The sequence below is a fragment of the Streptomyces colwelliae genome (genome assembly GCF_048158785.1).
Taxonomy (GTDB): domain Bacteria; phylum Actinomycetota; class Actinomycetes; order Streptomycetales; family Streptomycetaceae; genus Streptomyces.
The window spans coordinates 1-17,989 of record NZ_JBLTJC010000065.1 but is presented as its reverse complement, the minus strand read 5'-3'; the positions used below and the strand labels follow the sequence as shown (position 1 = coordinate 17,989).

The following is a 17,989-nucleotide window of genomic DNA, read 5'->3' as shown; positions in this document are numbered from 1 at the left end:
ACCCGGTCGGCTCGATCAGCCCGCGCAGAGCTTCACGTTCACGGTGTCGCCCGTTTCCACGATCGTCGGGGCGTGGGGAGTCACCTCGACCACCGAGCCCGGCTTGCAGCCCGGGCTGTTCACGTTGCTCACTGTGCCGAGCTTGAGGCCGGCCTTGAGGAACTGGCCCTTGGTCGTGCGCAGGTCCGTGCCCGTGAAGTCGATCGCGACGGGGCCTCCCTTGCCGTAGGACAGCAGCAGGATGGCCTTCTTGTAGTCGGAGCCCTTGGTGGTGGCCGTGGTCATGGGCTTCTCCGCCGTCGTCGGCGAGGTGCCGCCCGTCATGGACGCCAGGGCCGTGCCGCCGCCCGCCACGATCAGGGCGGTGGCGACACCGGCGATGAGGGTGGCGCGCCTGCGGCGGGTGCGGTGGACCATGCCGGCCGTGTCGAAGGCCGGCGAGTCGGTGGAGTGCGCGAAGTCGTTCATGGCGTTGATCAGTTCCTCTTCGAAAGGTGTGCAGCCGGAGGACCACGGGTCGTGCGAACTCATCGGGTTCCTTCCGTGAGCTGCTGCGATGAAGGGGTGGAGAGCGCGGGAAACTGGCTTCTCAACCGGTCGATTCCACGGGCCAGTTGGGAACGGACGGTGCTCTGCGAGATCTTCAGGTCGGCCGCTATCTCGGCGTCGGACAGATCGTGGAAGTACCGCAGCACCACCACCGTCCGCATCCGCATGGGCAGTTGCTGAAGAGCACGCACCAACTGGTCCCGGCTGTCGATCCGTCCGTACTCGTCGCCCGGCGCGGCCGGGTCGCCGTCCACCGGGTGCTGAGCCGTACGGCGGAATCTTCGCCAGCGGTCGTTGGCGAGGTTGACCATGATCCGCCGTACGTACGCGTCCGGGGCGTCCTTGGCACTGATGGCCCGCCACTTGCGGCAGGCCCGCTCCAGGGTCTCCTGGACCAGATCCTCCGCCGCGTCGCGGCTGCCCGTCAGGACGAGTGCGCCCCGGAACAACGCGGCCGACCGGGCGGCGACGAATCCATGGAAGTCCCCCTCAATCGACCCAACTCCGTTGCTCCCCGCGCCCGTTGACCACTTGGCTGCCAGATCCACACGCTCCTCCCTTCCTGTCACCCCTCCTCGACGGGAAAGCCCGTGGATCTGCTGCACGGCCCTGACGTGACCTGGGTCACGCCATCGAGATCCTCCGCGTCAGTACGGCCGCCCCCAGCCCCGCCACGGCCAGCGACGCCAGCGCCAACCGCAGACTCGTCGCCCCCGCCAGGAGACCGACCACCGGTCCAGCCAGCAGAAACCCCGGCCACTGACCGATCGTGATCACCGACACCGCTTCCCCGGGCGGCACCTCGGGCTGCCGCCCGGCCAGCGCGAACACCGCCGGAAGCACACACGCCAGGCCCAGTCCTACGACCGTGAAGCCGGCCAGTGCGTACGGCAGTCCGGGATGCACCAGCCCAACTCCCGCACCCAGTACGACCGTCAGGAGCGACACCTGGACGAAGATCCGGCGGCCCCACCTCGCCACGAAGCGGTCGCCCACCAGCCGCCCGACGAGGATCGCCACGGTGAAGCACGTGTACGTCGCCGCGCCGAGCGCCGCCCCTTCGTCCAGATAGTCGGCCGTGAACACCGAACTCCACTGCGAGGCCGCGCCCTCGACGAAGGACGCCAGGAACGCGACGGCCGCCAGCAGCGCCAACTGCGGTGTGAAACGGCGCCGGAGCGGCCGACGTTGCTTGGTCCGTATCTCCTCGTCCGGCAGGCGGCCGCCCAGCACCAGCAGCAGCACCCCAAGTACCGTGCTGCTCACCGCCAGTTGGACCCCCGGCGGCACCCCGCCCGCCGCGGCCAGCGTGCCGATCGCCCCGCCCGCCAGCACCCCACAGCTGAAGGAGGCGTGGAACCGGGACATCAACGGGCTGCCATGGGCGCGTTCGACGGCGACCGCGAGGGCGTTCACGGGAGTGTTCAGGAACGTCGCCGACAGACCCCACACCGCCAGACCCAGCACCAGCGCCGGAAGTGCCGAAGCCCCCGCCAACACAGGCGCGTTGAGCAGGACCAGCCCGGTCGCGGACAGGCACAGCAACCGGGTGCTCACCCGCCCGATCAGCACGGTGACCAGGGTCAGCGCGACCAGATCCCCTATGGCCGACGCGCTGGACACCACGCCCCACCGCGCGGTGTCCAGCCCCGCCTGGTCGCGGATCGCCGGGATGCGCGCCATCCAACTGCCCTGTGTGCAGCCGAGGATGACGAAGACCAGGATGACCGCGAGACGGGCCCGTAAGTCGGACGGGACCGCCGTGGCGCTCACCCGTTCACCCCCGTGTAGTGGCCCAGGCTCCACCGCCACAGCAGCCGCGCCCCGAGATACGCCAGCACACCCACGAGCGGTGAGGCCGCCGCCAGCCAGTACGGGACGCCGGTGTCGTGGCCGTGCCCGGTCAGTACGGCGGCCGGGAGGTAGGCGACGAACGCGAGCGGAAGGGCGTAGGTGAGGAAGCCGCCCACCGCCCTCGGCAGGACGTTGAGCGGGTAGCTGCCGAAGGTGCCGAGGAGGTCCTCCAGCCAGCGGCTCCAGTAGTCCGCGGACGGGAAGCGGAGGGACGCGCCGGCCACGGCCGTGAAGAGGGCCGCCTCCAGGAGCATGCCGCCGAGCAGCGCGGCGATCAGATACGCGGTGCGGCCGGCCGTCCAGTCCAGGTGGCTGCGGCTGAGCGCGCCGATCATCAGGCCGGTCGCCACCGTCAGATCGCCGATCGCGTTGGTGGGGAAGTACTCCAACTGGGCCTGGCGGTGGACCGGCATCGGGCGCACCAGGTAGATGTCGACCCGGCCCTCCTGGATGTACCGGCCGATGCCGTGCATACGGCCCAGGAACAGCACCATCAGGCCGTGCGCCAGCATCCGCGTCGCCGGGATCAGCAGCACGTCCGAGCTGTCCCAGCCGCCCATCCCGGCGAACCGGGTGAGCAGCACCGTCGCGAACACGATCACCGACACCTGCCAGATCGCGCCGATCGCGATCATCAGCAGGAACTCGGTGCGGTACTCCAGTTGGGCACGGAAGTTGAGGCGCGTGATACGCCACACAATCCGGACGGCTTTCACGGACATCAACCTCCTTGCGAGACGACCCGGCGGGCGGCGCGCCGCCACAGGAACCGGGTGAACAGGGACAGGGCCACCACCCAGGCGGCCTGCACGGCGAGTTGGGCCCCCGCGTCGGACAACGGGACACGGCCCACGTAGATCGAGAGCGGCACACTGAGCGTCGCCTGGAACGGCAGGAAGCGGCTCATCGTGATGAACCAGTCCGGGAAGAACCACAGCGGCGCGTACACCCCGGACAGCAGGTTCTGCGCGAAGATCAGGATGAGCATCGCGGCGCCGTTGCGGAGCGTCCAGAAGCACAACTGGTCGATGACGAGCATGACGTAGTAGAGGACGAGCTGGCCCAGCAGCATGCTCAGCGCGAACACCCCTGCCGCGGCCGCCGACTTGGGCGGCTCCACGACCCCGGCCGCGAGGCACACGACGTAGCCCGTCAGTGCCCAGGCCAGTCCGTACATCTGCTCGCCGAACGCCCGCAGCGCGTAGTAGCGCTGGGGCGGCAGCGGGCGCAGATACCAGTAGATGATCGTGCCGAAGTGCATGTGCTGGAGGACCGTGTCCCGGCCCGCGTACTGGTCCAACTCCCGCAGCCGGGAGGCGAGTACGGCCAGCACGGCGTACGTCACCGCCTGGTCGCGGGTGAGTCCGGCGGTGACGCCGGTGTGGGAGTACAGGCCGCGCCATAGGGACGCCACCAGGACCACCTGCACGGTGAGGCGGAGCAGGGCGGCCGTGATGCGGGGCGGGGCGAGCAGTTCGCCGAGCGGGGTGACGCGGGCGGCGCGCCAGGCGTGCAGGGCGGCCATCTCAGGCCTCCTCGGCCGGCGGTCCGGCCTGGACGTAGGCGGCCCGCATCACGTCCTCCAACTCGGCCTCGTCCATGGCGACTTCGGTCACCTCGTACCGCTCGATGACCTGCTTCAGCGCCTGGTGGACGGTCGGCCCCTCCGCTCCGTCCGGGCCGAAGACGACCTGCGGGCCGTCCCGCCGTACGAGTGCGATGCCCGGCAGGGGTACGACCTCGGCGTGCGCGTCGGCGAGGGTCGCGCGGATCTGCCAGGTCGAGCCGAACCGGCGGCGGATCTCCTCGAGGGTGCCGTCCAGGACCAGCCGGCCGTGGTTGATGAGGACGACCCGCTCGGCGAGCCGGGCGACCTCGGTCATGTCGTGCGTGGTGAGCAGGACCGTACGGCCGCGCTCCTCCACCTGATGCCGCAGGAACTCCCGCACCTGCTCCTTCACCACCACGTCCATGCCGATGGTCGGCTCGTCGAGGAAGACGACCGGCGGGTCGTGCAGCAGGGCGGCGGCCAGGTCGCAGCGCACCCGCTGGCCCAGCGAGAGATGGCGGACCCGGGTGTCCCAGAAGGCCGACAGTTCGAGGATGTCGTCGAACTCCCGCAGCCGGGCCGCGTGTTGGGCCTTCGGCACCTCGTAGATGTCCCGGAGGATGGCGAACGACTCGCGCACCGGCAGGTCCCACCACAACTGGGTCCGCTGCCCGAACACCGCCCCGATGTTACGGGCGTTGCGCTCCCGCTCCTCGTACGGCACCACGCCCGCGACCCGGGCCTCGCCGGAGGTGGGCCTGAGGATGCCGGTGAGGATCTTGATGGTGGTGGACTTGCCGGCGCCGTTCGGGCCGAGCAGGGCGAGGAGTTCGCCCGGTGCGACGTCGAAGGTGACGTCGGAGACGGCGTGCTTGGGCACACGCTCGGGGTTGACGAGGGAGCGCAGACCGCCGACGAGTCCCGGCCGCCGGACGGTCGTGTGGAAGGTGCGGGACAGACCGCGCACCTCGATGCTGCTCGCGCTCACTGGATCAACCTTCGGGTGAGCCGGAACAGTGCGTTCATGACGCGGACCTCCTCGTCAGTCGGATCAGCCGGAGCGTCGCCAGCAGGGAGGCGCCCGACAACACGGTCAACAGCCAGGGCACCGCGTGGATCCCGGAGGCCTCGATCCCGACACCGAGCAGCGGCGGAGCCGCCACTCCGCCGACGTTCGAGGCCGCGATCACCCACGCCCCCGCGCGCCTGGCCTGGGGGAGCGCCGAGTTGAGCCAGGCAAGGCCCGTCGGAAAGACCGGAGCGATGAACAAGCCAACACCGGCGTACGCCACCGGTGCCACTCCTTTAACCAGCGTCAGCAGCAGACACACCGTCATCCCGGCCGCGCACACCGCGAGGATGCGCTCGGGGGCGTGGCGCATCGTGACCGGTACGACGAGGAAGCGGCCCGCCGTCATCATCAGCCAGTAGACCGAGGTCGCCGACGCGGCCACGGTCGCGGTGTAGCCGACCGTCTCCAGATGCGTGGGCTCCCAGCCGCCGACACCCGCCTCCACGGCCACGTTGAGGATGTAGAGGACCAGGAAGCCGACGAGGACGCGGGACAGGCCCAGCGTCCTGCCCGGCTTCGGTGCTGGTGGAGTGTCAGATACACGTGTACGTACGCCACTTGAGCCCACCGGTACCAGCACCGCCGCCAGCACCGCGCACGCCCCGAACGCGTACGGGTAGCCGTCCGGGCCGAGCCAGGCCACGACCGCAGGGCCGAGCACCGCGCCGATGCCGAAGTGCGCGTTGAGCACGTTCAGCATGGCGGTGGAACGGTCGCCGAAGCCTACGGCGAAGAGCTGGTTGAGGCCGTAGTCGATCCCGCCGAAGCCGAGACCGCCGAGGAACGCGGCGGCGAGCGCGAGCGGCCAGTTCGGCGCGAGTGCGAAACCGGCCGCGCCCGCCGCCATCAGGCCGTAACCCCACGCCAGCAGTGCTCTGTTGCTGATCCGGGAGTGGATCGCGTTGAAGGCGAGGACACCGGCGACCCCGCCCGTGAAGTGCAGGCTCAGGCCGAGGGCGGCGGCCGACGGGGACAGGCCGAACTCGTGGCGCAGGCCGGGGATCGAGGGGCCGTAGAGGGCCTGGAGCATGCCGATGAGGATGAATCCGACGCAGGACGCGACCGCGGCCGACCGGGTGAAGAGCCGGTCGGCCGCAGACGATTTCGTGACTATGTCAGTCAACTGGTCTCCGGGGTTTCCGAGAACACGAAGGAGAACTCGGTGGGTTGGGCGTTGAGGAAGTACTGGGGGAGTGGGCCCGGGCCGCAGGACTGCGAGCCGATGCCTTGCTGGGCGTGGTCGAGGTTCACCCAGACTGTGTTGCCGGGGGTGAGGTCGGTGCGGTGGGCGGCGGTGTCCAACTGCTCCGTCGTCCAGCGGCGGGCGGTGAACCAGAACTCCGGGTCGCCGTCGATCCGCAGACCGCCCAGCTCCGCCCAACGGACGTCCGGGCGGGCGCCGTTCTCCTGCGGGCGGACGTAGGGGGTCTGGAGTTCGTCGACCGTGGACTCCCAACGGCCCAGCAGTGAGGCCGACTTGGTGTCGGGGTATCCCTCGCCGGGACCGCCGCCGAACCAGCGCACCCGGTCGGCGCTCGCGTCGATGCCGAACCTGATGCCCAGCCTCGGCAGCGGGAAGGCCCAGTTGCCCTCGGGTCCCACGGACACCGTCAGCCGCAGCCGTGAACCGTCCGAGGTCCAGCGGTACACCGTGGCGAGGCCCACCTCCCAGGCGGCGGGGGCCACCCGGGTGCGTACCGTCAGCGCGTCGTCGCTCAACTCCACGCCGTCCAGGCGGTGTCGCATCCGGTGCAGCCCGAACTTGCGCCAGAGCAGGCCGAATCGGACGTCCGTCTGCCAGGAGGCGCCGTCGTCGTTGTCCGTGGGCGCCCGCCATACGTCCAGGCGGAGACCGGTGACGTCGACCGCGCCGATCGTCTTCAACTCACCCGTGCGGGCGTCGAAGGTGGCGGGGCCGAGCGTGATCAGACGCTCCCCGAGCACGGGCCCGGCGACGGCGGAGACGGACGGCAACGGGCGTGCCCCGACCGGGAATTGCCCCCAGCCGACCACATGTCCGGCCGGACCCCACGCGGTGTTGGCGGCCAGCGACGCCCGTACGGTCCACTGGGATTCGGCACCGTCGGACGGCACCGGCGGCTCGGGCAGTTTCACGTCGGCCGATTCGCCGGGGGCGAGCGGCGGGACGGTCAGGGTGCCCGACTCGACCGTCTCGCCGTCCACTTGGTACGACCACGCGAAGGCCAGGGCGGACAGGTCGGCGAAGTCGTACGCGTTGGTGACGCGTACGGTGCCGTCCGCGCCGTCGCCCGTGATCCGGACCGGCTCGATCACCTTCTTGTACTCGATCAGGCCGGGGGAGGGCGTGCGGTCCGGGAAGATGAGGCCGTCGCAGACGAAGTTCCCGTCGTGCAGCTCCTCGCCGAAGTCACCGCCGTACGCGAAGCCGAAGCGTTCGTCCTTGATGCCGTGGTCGATCCACTCCCAGACGAAACCGCCCTGGAGCCGGTCGTAGGTCTCGAAGAGGCGCTGGTAGTCGGCGAGTCCGCCGGGGCCGTTGCCCATGGCGTGGGCGTACTCGCAGAGGATGAAGGGGAGTTGGCGCCGCTTGTGGGTGCCGCCGTCCAGGCCCTGGCCGATGCGCTCGACCTCGGCGTGGTCGGCGTACATCCGTGAATAGACGTCCGTGTCACGGCAGTCGATGTCGCCCTCGTAATGCACGAGGCGGGACGCGTCGCGGGCGTGGATCCACTCGGACATGGCCGTGAGACCGCGACCGGTACCGGCCTCGTTGCCCAGGGACCAGATGACGATGGAGGGGTGGTTCTTGTCGCGCTCCACCATGCGGGCCGCGCGGTCCAGCAGGGCGGGGGTCCAGCGGTCGTCGTCAACGGGGTTGTCGCGCCAGGCCTGTTCGGTGAAACCGTGGGTCTCCAGGTCGCACTCGTCGATGACCCAGAGGCCGTACTCGTCGCACAGGTCCAGGAAGTCGGGGTGCGGTGGATAGTGCGAGGTGCGGACGGCGTTGATGTTGTGCCGCTTCATCAGCAGCACGTCCTCGCGCATGGTCTCCAGGTCGAGGGCGCGGCCCTTCTCCGGGTGCCACTCGTGGCGGTTGACGCCCTTGAAGAGGATCGCCTTCCCGTTGACCTTGATCAGGCCGTCGGAGAGTTCGACGGTCCGGAAGCCGATGCGGAGGGGGACGCGTTCGCCCTCGGTGGTGAGCAACCCCTCGTACAGGTAGGGGGTTTCGGCCGTCCACGCCCGCACCGGCACGGTGACCGATTCGCCGGTCGCGACATCGATGTCCAGGGCGGGCACGGTGACGCGGCCGTCGACGTCGGAGTCGACGCGGAGGGTGCCCGCGCCGCCGGTGTGGTCGTAGGAGGCGTGCACGAAGAAGTCGAGGGCGCTGCCCGGCGGGCGGTGCAGCAGGGTGACGTCACGGAAGATGCCCGGCAGCCACCACTGGTCCTGGTCCTCCAGGTAGGAGCCCGCCGACCACTGGTGGACGCGGACGGCCAGGACGTTGCCGCTCGGCTTGAGCAGGTGCCCGACCGCGAACTCGTGTGGCAGCCGGGAGCCCCTGAACTCGCCGATGTCCGTGCCGTTCAGCCAGACGTGGGCGCAGGACTCCACTCCGTCGAAGCGCAGCACGGCCCCGCCGTCCGAGGGCCACTCGGACGGCAGGTCGAAGACGCGCAGATGGTCGCCGGTCGGGTTCTCGGTCGGCACGCGGGGCGGGTCGACCGGGAAGGGGTAGAGGTGGTTGGTGTAGATGGGGGAGCCGTGCCCCTGGAGGACCCAGTGGCCGGGGACCGTGACCTCGGCCCAGTCCCCGGCGTCGTAGCCCTCCTCGGCGAACGAGTCGTCCTCGGCGTCGGCCGTCGCCGACACACGCAGGCGCCAACTGCCGTTCAGTGACAGTGACTTCGCGTCCGAGGACGTGTATCGGGCGCGGGGCGGGAGGGCTCCGCTGCCCGGTGAGACGTCCTCGACATGGTCGGCGGCGGTGCTGGAAGTCATCGGTCTCCAGGTCTCGAGATGCGGGTGTCAGCCCTTGATGCCGGTCTGTGCGATGCCCTGGACCAGCCAGCGCTGGAGGAAGAGGAACACGAACACCAGGGGCAGGATGGAAATCGCGGTGGCCATGAATATCTGGTGGAACACCACGGTCTGGTTGGTCATGTACGAGGACAGCGCGACCTGGACGGTCCATGCCCCCGGGTCCTGGCCGATGACCAGCGGCCACAGGAAGGCGTTCCAGCCGCTGATGAAGGTGATCGTGGCGATCGCGGCGAAGAAGTTCAGCGAGTTGGGCACCACGACCTTCCAGTACGCGCCCCAGTAGCCGAGTCCGTCCACGCGTGCCGCCTCCTCCAACTCCTTGGGGAACCCCAGGAAGTACTGCCGGAAGAGGAAGCAGGTGAAACCACTGAACAGGCCCGGGATGATGAGACCCCGGTAGGTGTCGACCCAGCCGAGGGACGAGACGAGAACGAAGCTGGGCACGAAGGTGACGGCCGTCGGAACCATCAGGGTGCCCAGGACGAGGTAGAAGATCTTGTTGGAGTGCTTGTACGGGATGCGGGCCAGGGCATAGCCGGCCAGCGAGCACACCAGCAGGATGCCCACGGTCATGGAGACGGCGACGACCAGCGAGTTCCACATCGACCGGGCGAAGTCCACCGAGGTGTCGTCGAAGAGGTCACTGACGTTGCTCCACTGAAGGTCCGTGGGGAAGAACTTCCAGTGCTCACCGGTGATTTCGGCGTCGGTGGAGAGCGCGTTGCGGAGCAGCAGATAGAACGGGACGAGGAAGAGGAAGGCCGCGACGCCGGTGGCGAGGTACAGACCGGTGTTGCCGAGGACGCCGCCGCGCTTCTTGCGGCGAGTCTTGCCCAACTGCGGTGAGGTGGTGGTCACTTGGCCTCCTCCGCCCGGCCGAAGCCCATGAGCTTGCCCTGGAACAGGGTGACGATGATGATCAGCAGGGTCAGAATGACGGCGCCCGCGCTGCCGGCGCCGTAGTCCTGGTTCGTGCCGAGGGCGGTGTAGTACAGCTCGACGAGCGGCGGGCGGCCCCAGGTGGTCTTGGACAGGAGGTTGAAGAACTCGTCGAAGGCCTGGTAGGCGGCGATGAGCAGCAGCAGGACCACCGCGGTGGAGGTCGCCCGCAACTGCGGCAGCGTGATGTACCGGAAGGTCTGCCAGCCCGGCTTGGCTCCGTCGATCGCGGCTGCCTCGTACAGCTCCCCCGGGATGTTCTGGAGCGCCGCCAGGAACAGGATCATGTAGAAACCGGACTGTAGCCACAGGCGGGCGGTCACGATGACGAACCAGTACCAGGGCGGGCTCGGGTTGGACAGCCAGGCGATGTTCTCGACCCCGAACCAGCCGATGATCGTGTTCATCAGACCGAAGCGGACACCGCTGAAGATGGACATCTTCCAGATCAGCGCCGCCGCGACATAGCTGCACGCGGTCGGCAGGAAGAACACCGACCGGAAGAAGGCCCGCATGAACCTGAGCCGGTTCACCAGCAGGGCGAGGCCCAGCGACAACGCCCAGGTGGTGGGCACGATGAACGCGGCGAAGACGGTGAACGTGCCGAGCGAGCCGACGAAGTCGGGGTTCGTCAGCATGTAGGTGTAGTTGTCGAAGCCGATGAACTTGCTCGGTGTGACGGTGAAGCGCGCGTCGAAGAAGCTGAGGTAGATGCTCCAGCCGATGGGGACGTAGACGAAGATCATCAGCCCGGCGAGGAACGGGCCGATGAAGAGCCAGAAGTTGAAGGTGCGGCTGCCCCGCAGCCCCCGCCGCGGCTTGGCCGGGGTGGCCTTCGCCGGGGCGGGGCTCGCGAGGTCGCGAGTCGTGGTCGTCGACATGTCCAGTCCGTCCCGGCCTATCCGAACAGCTTCTTGAGCTCGCGGTTCACGGCCGTGTCGGCCTTGTCGAGCGAGGCCTCCGGGTCACCGCCCTTGCGGACGGAGTTGGCGAAGACGTCCTCCAGTGCGGTGATCATCGCCTGGGTCCAGCCGATGTTGTCGAAGTGGCCGAACTCGTTGAAGAGCTTGACGCCCTCGGCGGGCAGACCGGACTTGAGCTTGGTGGCGCCGGTGGCGATCGATGCACGTGGCGGAATGTGGAAGCCGTAGGAGGTGGCCCAGTCCTCCTGATCCTTCTTCTGGTCGATCCACAGCCACTTCACGTACTCCTTGGCCGCGTCGACGTTGCTGCCCTTGGCGTTGACGAACATCGACCAACCGCCGTTGTAGACCGACTGCTTGCCGGAGTCGATGGTCTTCGGGAACGGGAAGATCCCGATGTCGTCGCCGAGCGCCTTCTGGAACTGCGGCATCGCCCACATGCCGCAGAACTGGATGGCACACAGGCCCTGGTTGAGGGCGGACGGGTCCCAGTAGTCCGTCGGGGCGTCGAGCAGAAGGTCGCCGCTGGTGAACAGCTTGCGCATCTTCTTGATGCCCTCGATGACGCCGGGCGTGTGGTACGCGATCTCGTTCTTGTCGTTGAGGGTGTCGGCGCCGGCCGACCAGATCATCGGGCTGATGACGGCGTGCAGGTCGTTGCCGAGGTACAGCCCCTTGACCTTGCCGGTGGTGAGCTTGGCGGCGGCCTCGATCAACTCGTCGAGGGTCTCCGGGACCGTCACGCCGGCCTTCTTGAAGAGGGAGGGCCGGTAGAAGAAGAACTGAGGGTCGTCGATCATCCGGACGCCGTAGATCTTGCCGTCCACCGTGTGCGAGGCGATGTCGGCCGGATTGAAGTCGGCCTTGACCGGGTCGATGATGTCGCTCAGGTCGGCCACCTGACCGCTCTTCACCATCTGGATCTGCGGGTGGAATTCGAAGAGGTCGGGCGCCTGCTTGGTGAGCAGTGAGGCGAACAGCTTGCTCTCGTAGTCGCTGCTGGTGATCCACTGAGTGGTCACGTCGGCCTTGGAGTACGCCTTCGCGTACCGCTTGATGGCCTGTTCCGTCCCGGCCTCGCCGTAAGCGTGGAACATCTGGGTGAGCTGCTTGCCCGAAGCGCCGCCCCCGCCCCGCCCGTTGTTGCCCCCACAGGCGGCCAGCGTGCCGGCCGCGGCCATCCCCGCGGCCGCCCGGAATATCGATCGGCGGGACCAGTTGCTGTTGCTCATTGCCGACATGGTGACGTCCTTGTCTCTCGCGCGGCTGCGGCTCCACGGCTCAGCGGCACGTGGCCCGAATCGAGGTGCGGTGCGGGACGTTAACCTTCGCCTAAGCCTTCGGCAAGGGGTTGGACGAAGTCTGTTCGAAGCGTTGTGTAGCGTTCGGCATACCGGACGTGACGAAGGTGCGGGCCGCCGCGGAGGCGACCCGCACCCTGTACTCAGGTGGTCATTACACCTTTGACCAGGCCTCGTTGGCCCCGCCGTTGCAGCTGTAGAGGATCACCTTGCTGCCGTCCGCGGTCGCCTGCCCGCTCACGTCGAGGCACTTGCCCGACGCCTCGCTGAGGATCTGGCCGTTGCCGTTCAGGAGCCATCGTTGTCCGGGATCACCTGTGAAGCCGGCGGCGGTCGTCAACCCCGAACTCCCCACCGTCAGATACCCGTTGGCACTCTTCAGGCCGCCCTTCGCGTCGTACGACCACGCCTGCTCGGTCCCGCCCGTGCAGGTGCCGATCGCGGCTCCCGAGACGTCCGCCGTCAGGCACTTGCCGGACTGCTTGCCCTGGAGAGCGCCCGTGACGGCGGTCGAACTTCCGTGTCCCTTACGGTCCTTCTGGTCGAAGACGTACGTCGTGATCGAGCGGGCCGCGAGGCTCGTGGACACCGTGGAGCCGCTCACGTCGGGCTTCGCGACCTTCGCCCAGTTCTCCGTGGCCGACGTCCGCACGGCCTGCGTCGCCCGCACCGGCACCTTGCTGTTGAAGTGCAGATCCAGCGAAGTGTCCGTCGTGTTCTGGTTGTTGACCACGACGACCCACTTGCCGTCCCGGTCGTACGAGCTCACCTCGACACCGCTCGGCGCACCCGTCACGTTGTGCGCGACCGAGCCCGGTGCGACGAACTTGCTGTACTGGCCGAGCGCGTAGTACCGCTTCGTGAAGTACAGCGCCTGGTTGCCGTTCGTCGCGTAATCGGGGTCGTAGTAGATCAGCCCGTCGTTCCAGCCGACGTCGTTGCGCGTGGCCGGGTCCGTGCCGTAGCCGCTCGCGAGGGCCACCCACCACTGGAACGCCGAGTCGTGCGAGGTCGCGAAGTCCTTGTAGATGATCCGGGACATCAGCAGGGCGTTGTCGATGGTCGGGTCGTACTCCTGGTTCCAGCCCGTGCTGCCCTTGCCGAAGCAGCAGATCTCGGTGGCCCAGGAGGTCTTGCCGACCGTCTTCGCCGTCTCGTAGACGTTGCCCAACTGGCCGTCGTTCGGGTTGTTGTACGTGTGGTGCGCCAGCTTCGACACGTACTGGGCGGTGTCCGGCTGCGAGATCCACTGCGGGACCTCCGTGGAGAAGCTGACCGTGCTGCTCGACTCGTCGGCGATGATCGACGTCTTCTGGTGTCGGGCCTTCTGCTCGGCGCCCAACGCCCGCACGATGTCGTCGCGTTGGCCGACGGTGACCTGCATGCCCTCCTGGCCGCAGTCGCCGAAGGTGTTGTTCGGCTCGTTGAAGGGGCTGATGTAGTCGAACGTCGCGCCCTGCCTGGCGAAGTGGGCGGTGACGTCGGCGACGTACTTCGCGTAGTCGCCCTCGTTCTCCGGCTTCAACTGCCCGCCGCAGCTCTGCCCGTTGGTCGTCCACTGCGCGGGCGCGCTGTTGACGAAGCCGATCAGATCCTGCACGCCGTACTTCGCGGCGTACCCGAGGAACGTCTGACCGCCCTTGTCCTTGCTCCAGTCGTACGTGCCGTCGGCGTTGAGGAAGTCCTGTGCCGCGCGGGCCGGGGTGGTGACCGCGGTGCCGCCACCGCCGATGTTGTAGCGGTACGAGGAGAGGTCCAACCCCTTTGAGGAGAACAGGAGTTGGGTGACCCGGGCCTGGACGGCGGGCTTGAAGTTCTGTAGGTCGTTGACCCACCAGGCGCCGGACGCGCCGATGTTGTCGATGGTCTGGGCCGCGTGGGGGGAGACTTCGGCCGGTGCGACGCCGTCGGCGTTCGCGGGCGGCGCGGAGAGCAGGGCCCCGGTGACAGCCAGCGCGGCTGCCGCTGTCGCGAGGATCGTTCTCCTGGGGTGGGGGTGAGTCACGTGCATCCCTTCCGTCGTCATGAAGGTGGTGCGATACGGCTCCTTGCGGGGGTGGTGCGCTTGCCTGCCCTCTGCCCGACCGACTGAAGTGCCCCTTCCAGCGCGAACGTCGCCGCGCCCAGGCACGCCGGGTCGGTGAGGATGGGGGAGAGGACGATCCGGGTGGCGGCGAACGGCCGCCTGAGCGCGTGCCGTTGGACGGCCTCGCGCACCTCGTGCAGCAGGGGTTCGCCGAGCGTGCGGGCGACCCAACTGCTGAGCACGACGACTTCGGGGTTGAGGATGTTGACCAGGTTGGCGATGCCCGCGCCGATGTAACGGGCCGTCTCCCGCACCACTTTGAGAGCTACGGGATCGTTCGCGTCCACGCCGCGGGCCAGGGCGTCGATGGTGGCCGTCTGGTCATCGGGGTGCAACAGCGAACTGTCCGCGCTCAACTCCCGTAGGTTCAGCATGATTCCGGGCGCCCCGACGTACGCCTCCACACAGCCGTGGTTGCCGCAGCGGCACAGCCGCCCGTCCAGGACGAGCGTCGTATGACCCCACTCGCCGGCGCTGTTGCTCACCCCCCGGTACAGCGCCCCGCCGAGCGCGAGCCCCGCGCCGACACCGGTCCCGAGGTTGACCACCACCGTGTCCCCGCGCCCGCGCGCCGCCCCGAACCACATCTCGGCGACCGCGCAGGCGCGCAGCGGATTGTCCAAGTACAGGGGATAGGCGATCACTTCGGACAGCAGGTCGAGCAACGGCACGTCGTGCCAGTCCCAGTTGGGCGCGTACTCCGAGATCCCGGTGTCGCGGTCCACCTGCCCCGGCACGCTCACCCCGACGCCCAGCACCCGCGCGCCCTCGATGCCGGCCTGCGCGACCACCGAGCCGACGGCGGCGGCCACATGGCTGACCACCTGTTCCGGCAGGCTCTCGCCGGGGCGCATGTCCTCGTCGGCACGGGCCAGCACGTTCAGTCCCAGGTCGAAGAGTTCGACATGGACGTACGTCTCCGCGATGTCGACGCCGATCAGCGCGCCCCCCGACGCGTTGACCGCCACGAGACCGCGGGGGCGGCCCCCCGCCGAGTCCTCGAAACCGACCTCGGTGATCATGCGGAGGTCGAGCAGCTCACCGACGAGGGTGGCCACCGTGGCCAGGCTCAGCCCGGTTGCGGCGGCCAACTCCTGCCGGGAGGTGGGCGATTCGGCGATGATCTGGCGCAGCACCTCATAGCGGTTCGCGGTACGGATGTCGCGTGATGTGCGCTTCGCCGGAGCGGTCGCCATCCCTTCCCCCTCGCGTCATGCCGAGGCACGACGGCACCGGCGCGCCGCAAGGCTATGGGCAGCGGCCGACGTTCGACAAGGGGTTAGGAAAGGGGCTGTACAAAGTCGGCCACACGCTCGGTCACGGGGGCGGCCCCCGCTCAGCCGCCGAGCACGTCCCGGACGAAGGCGTTGGTGAAGGTGCCCTCCGGGTCGAGGTCCCGCGCCAGCGCCGCGAAGTCGCCGAGCCGCGGATAGCGCCCGCGCAGCACCTGAGCCGGAGTGGTGAACACCTTGCCCCAGTGCGGCCGCGCGTCGAAGGGGTCCAGCGCCTCCTCCAGCCGTCGCACCACGGGCAGCACCGTCTCCGTGTCCTCGATCCAGGTGAAGTGCAGGGCGACCGTGTCCCGTCCGTACGAGGGGCTCAGCCACTGCGCGTCGGCGGCGACCGTCCGAACCTCGCAGACCTGCAATACACCGGCGACCGTCTCCCGGATGCCGTCGACCGCATGCAGCGCGTCGAGCGCGGCCGACCGCGGCAGCAGGTACTCCGACTGCAACTCCGCCCCGCTGCTCGGCGTGAACTCCGCCCGGAAGTGCGGCAGTCGCTCGTGCCACGGCCCCGCCACCCCGAGCTGCTCGGTGGTGTTGACCGCGGGCATCCCCGGCACCGGGTGCAGCGCCATGGTCGCGGGCGCGGCCCACGGGAAGTCGGACAGCGGCTGGTCGGTGCGCCGCTTCAGCCACACCTGCCGGAAGCCCGGCTCCCGCCAGTCGGTGAACAGACTCACGCTGTACGCCGACGCCGCCACCGTCTCGAAGTCCAGCCCGGCGAGCGGGAGTTCGGTGAAGACGTGCTGCTCGACCTCGAAGGCCGGCTCCAGGTCGAGGGTGAGGGAGGTGACGACACCGAGCGCGCCGAGGGAGGTCACGGCTCCGTCGAAGCGGTCGTCGCCGCGCGCGATCGTGACCGTGGAACCGTCCGCCGTCACGATCTCGACCTCGCGCACGGCCGCCGCGAGGGAGCCGTTGCCGACGCCCGAGCCATGCGTGCCGGTCGCCACCGAACCGGCCACCGAGATGTGCGGCAGGGACGCCATGTTGGGCAGCGCGAGCCCGTGCCCGTCCACCCGGCGGGCCAGCTCCGCGTACCGGACGCCGCCCGACACCCGTACCGTCCGGGCCGTCGTGTCCACGTCGAACTCGGGCGGCAGGGCGGCGATCGACAGCAGGGTGCCTTCCGGGCCCGGCTCGGCGATCTCGTTGAAGGAGTGGCCGCTGCCCAGCACCCGTACCCGCGAGCTCTCGGCCACGAGGGTCCTGAGCGTGTCGAGTGTGCGCGGGCGGTGGAGTTCCTTCGCCGCGTAGGTGATGTTGCCGGCCCAGTTGGTGACCGTCTCCGTCATCCCTGCCGTCCCTCCGAGAGCGTGCGCTTACGTGTTCTGCCCCAGGGGTCGGTACGCCCCGGCCGGGCGTGGACCGGCCCGACGCGGAGGACTCCTGCTGCCGCAGCATAAGTCGGCGGCGGTTGTGCCTGCGTAGCGGTGTCATGGCGACGGACGGCGACGGTGACGATCAGCACCCGACCGGCGCCCGACCGAGGCCGCCCCCATCGCGTCTCCCACGGCGCCGAACTTCGGATTTAGTTGCGCTAATGCCGTATGGGTGCGGTATTCGATATAGCTGTGGCCTTTGCGCTACGACATCGGTAGTCTCCGGCGATATGACCGACCGTCTCGCGCAGACCGACCTCACCCGGCACCGTCGCCTCGCCGAACAGGGAAGCCTCGACCGTGCCGACCTGGACGCGATCCTCGACGCCGGGTTCGTCTGCCACCTGGGTGTCGTGATCGAGGGGCGGCCGGTCGTCGTACCCACGGTGTACGGGAGGGACGGACGGCAGCTGTATTTCCACGGGTCCGTCGCGAGTCGTAGCCTCACGGGCGGTGGTCCCGTGTGCGTCACCGTCACGCACGTCGACGGGCTGGTGCTGGCCCGGTCGGTCTTCGAGCACGGGGTGAACTACCGCAGCGCGATGATCCACGGGGTGCCCCGCAAGGTCACCGACCCGGAGGAGAAACTGACCGGCCTGCGCCGCCTCACCGAACACGCGACGCCCGGGCAGTGGTCGTACGCCAGGCAGCCGATCCGCAAGGAACTAGCGGCCACCACCCTGCTCGCCCTCTCCCTCGACGAGGCCTCGGTCAAGATCCGCACCGGTGGCCCCGACGACGGAGACGGCCCCGACGCGGAACTCAGCGTATGGGCGGGAACGCTCCCCCTGCTCTCGACCTGGGGCACACCCGTACCGGACCCCACGCTGCCACCGGGCATCCCGGTACCGGACCACATCGCACGCCGCGAGGGAACCAAACAGGGCTGACCCGGCAACGCCCGCTGCCCGAGCCGTTGGCGCTCCCGAGCCGCGGCGGGTCGGTGCACCAGGAACGTATCGCCGCCCCGACCCAACCCCTGTCCCTTATACACATCTCCGCGCCCACGAGACTCGTTC

15 protein-coding genes are annotated in these 17,989 nt (G+C 69.0%); 1 reads left to right on the top strand and 14 read right to left on the bottom strand.

Annotation, left to right across the window (positions count from 1 at the left end; all coding sequences use genetic code 11):
* Positions 1-15: 15 nt before the first annotated feature.
* From ACNFOC_RS16100 to ACNFOC_RS16035, 14 genes are all read right to left on the bottom strand, one after another.
* Positions 16-531 carry a PASTA domain-containing protein gene (locus ACNFOC_RS16100; RefSeq protein ID WP_416959804.1) on the bottom strand — a complete coding sequence of 172 codons (516 nt, stop codon included), beginning with the start codon at positions 529-531 and terminating at the stop codon, positions 16-18.
* Complete coding sequence (locus tag ACNFOC_RS16095) at positions 528-1,097, bottom strand: SigE family RNA polymerase sigma factor (protein ID WP_416959803.1); 570 nt, start codon at positions 1,095-1,097, stop codon at positions 528-530. The genes ACNFOC_RS16100 and ACNFOC_RS16095 overlap by 4 nt, the downstream gene beginning before the upstream one ends.
* Positions 1,098-1,173: 76 nt before the next feature.
* Entirely contained in the window at positions 1,174-2,322 is a 1,149-nt protein-coding gene (locus tag ACNFOC_RS16090; protein ID WP_416959802.1) for an MFS transporter, read from the bottom strand.
* Entirely contained in the window at positions 2,319-3,125 is an 807-nt protein-coding gene (locus tag ACNFOC_RS16085; protein ID WP_416959801.1) for an ABC transporter permease, read from the bottom strand. The genes ACNFOC_RS16090 and ACNFOC_RS16085 overlap by 4 nt, the downstream gene beginning before the upstream one ends.
* Positions 3,125-3,928 (bottom strand): ABC transporter permease, encoded by an 804-nt coding sequence (locus ACNFOC_RS16080; RefSeq protein ID WP_416959800.1) that lies wholly within the window; start codon positions 3,926-3,928, stop codon positions 3,125-3,127. Before ACNFOC_RS16080 ends, ACNFOC_RS16085 begins: the two co-directional genes overlap by 1 nt.
* A gap of 1 nt (position 3,929) precedes the next feature.
* Positions 3,930-4,940, bottom strand: a complete 1,011-nt coding sequence (locus tag ACNFOC_RS16075; RefSeq protein WP_416959799.1) for an ABC transporter ATP-binding protein — start codon at positions 4,938-4,940, stop codon at positions 3,930-3,932.
* 34 nt (positions 4,941-4,974) lie between these two features.
* Entirely contained in the window at positions 4,975-6,147 is a 1,173-nt protein-coding gene (locus tag ACNFOC_RS16070) for an MFS transporter (protein WP_416959798.1), read from the bottom strand.
* Positions 6,144-9,011, bottom strand: coding sequence for a glycoside hydrolase family 2 TIM barrel-domain containing protein (locus ACNFOC_RS16065; RefSeq protein WP_416959797.1), 2,868 nt, complete (start codon positions 9,009-9,011; stop codon positions 6,144-6,146). The genes ACNFOC_RS16070 and ACNFOC_RS16065 overlap by 4 nt, the downstream gene beginning before the upstream one ends.
* Before the next feature lie 27 nt (positions 9,012-9,038).
* Positions 9,039-9,911, bottom strand: coding sequence for a carbohydrate ABC transporter permease (locus ACNFOC_RS16060; RefSeq protein ID WP_416959796.1), 873 nt, complete (start codon positions 9,909-9,911; stop codon positions 9,039-9,041).
* Positions 9,908-10,873, bottom strand: coding sequence for a carbohydrate ABC transporter permease (locus tag ACNFOC_RS16055; protein WP_416959795.1), 966 nt, complete (start codon positions 10,871-10,873; stop codon positions 9,908-9,910). The genes ACNFOC_RS16060 and ACNFOC_RS16055 overlap by 4 nt, the downstream gene beginning before the upstream one ends.
* A 17-nt stretch (positions 10,874-10,890) precedes the next feature.
* The gene (locus tag ACNFOC_RS16050) at positions 10,891-12,156 is read right to left on the bottom strand and encodes an ABC transporter substrate-binding protein (RefSeq protein WP_416959794.1); all 1,266 of its coding nucleotides are present in this window, start codon (positions 12,154-12,156) and stop codon (positions 10,891-10,893) included.
* Positions 12,157-12,370: 214 nt separating this feature from the next.
* Entirely contained in the window at positions 12,371-14,227 is a 1,857-nt protein-coding gene (locus tag ACNFOC_RS16045) for a glycoside hydrolase (RefSeq protein ID WP_416959793.1), read from the bottom strand.
* Between the two features lie 11 nt (positions 14,228-14,238).
* On the bottom strand, positions 14,239-15,498 hold the full coding sequence (locus ACNFOC_RS16040) for an ROK family transcriptional regulator (RefSeq protein ID WP_416959792.1): 1,260 nt from the start codon (positions 15,496-15,498) through the stop codon (positions 14,239-14,241).
* 140 nt (positions 15,499-15,638) lie between these two features.
* A complete protein-coding gene (locus ACNFOC_RS16035; protein ID WP_416959791.1) occupies positions 15,639-16,883 on the bottom strand; it encodes a D-arabinono-1,4-lactone oxidase in 1,245 nt (414 codons plus the stop codon).
* Between the two features lie 317 nt (positions 16,884-17,200).
* Here ACNFOC_RS16035 and ACNFOC_RS16030 point away from each other — a divergent pair, with 317 nt between their 5' ends.
* Positions 17,201-17,860, top strand: a complete 660-nt coding sequence (locus ACNFOC_RS16030; RefSeq protein WP_416959790.1) for a pyridoxamine 5'-phosphate oxidase family protein — start codon at positions 17,201-17,203, stop codon at positions 17,858-17,860.
* The last annotated feature ends 129 nt before the right edge of the window (positions 17,861-17,989 follow it).

Coding starts and splice junctions, on each gene's coding strand:
- ACNFOC_RS16100 (WP_416959804.1), bottom strand. CDS start 531: ATGAGTTCGCACGACCCGTGGTCCTCCGGCTGCACACCTTTCGAAGAG.
- ACNFOC_RS16085 (WP_416959801.1), bottom strand. CDS start 3,125: ATGTCCGTGAAAGCCGTCCGGATTGTGTGGCGTATCACGCGCCTCAAC.
- ACNFOC_RS16080 (WP_416959800.1), bottom strand. CDS start 3,928: ATGGCCGCCCTGCACGCCTGGCGCGCCGCCCGCGTCACCCCGCTCGGC.
- ACNFOC_RS16065 (WP_416959797.1), bottom strand. CDS start 9,011: ATGACTTCCAGCACCGCCGCCGACCATGTCGAGGACGTCTCACCGGGC.
- ACNFOC_RS16055 (WP_416959795.1), bottom strand. CDS start 10,873: ATGTCGACGACCACGACTCGCGACCTCGCGAGCCCCGCCCCGGCGAAG.
- ACNFOC_RS16050 (WP_416959794.1), bottom strand. CDS start 12,156: ATGTCGGCAATGAGCAACAGCAACTGGTCCCGCCGATCGATATTCCGG.
- ACNFOC_RS16045 (WP_416959793.1), bottom strand. CDS start 14,227: ATGCACGTGACTCACCCCCACCCCAGGAGAACGATCCTCGCGACAGCG.
- ACNFOC_RS16040 (WP_416959792.1), bottom strand. CDS start 15,498: ATGGCGACCGCTCCGGCGAAGCGCACATCACGCGACATCCGTACCGCG.
- ACNFOC_RS16035 (WP_416959791.1), bottom strand. CDS start 16,883: ATGACGGAGACGGTCACCAACTGGGCCGGCAACATCACCTACGCGGCG.
- ACNFOC_RS16030 (WP_416959790.1), top strand. CDS start 17,201: ATGACCGACCGTCTCGCGCAGACCGACCTCACCCGGCACCGTCGCCTC.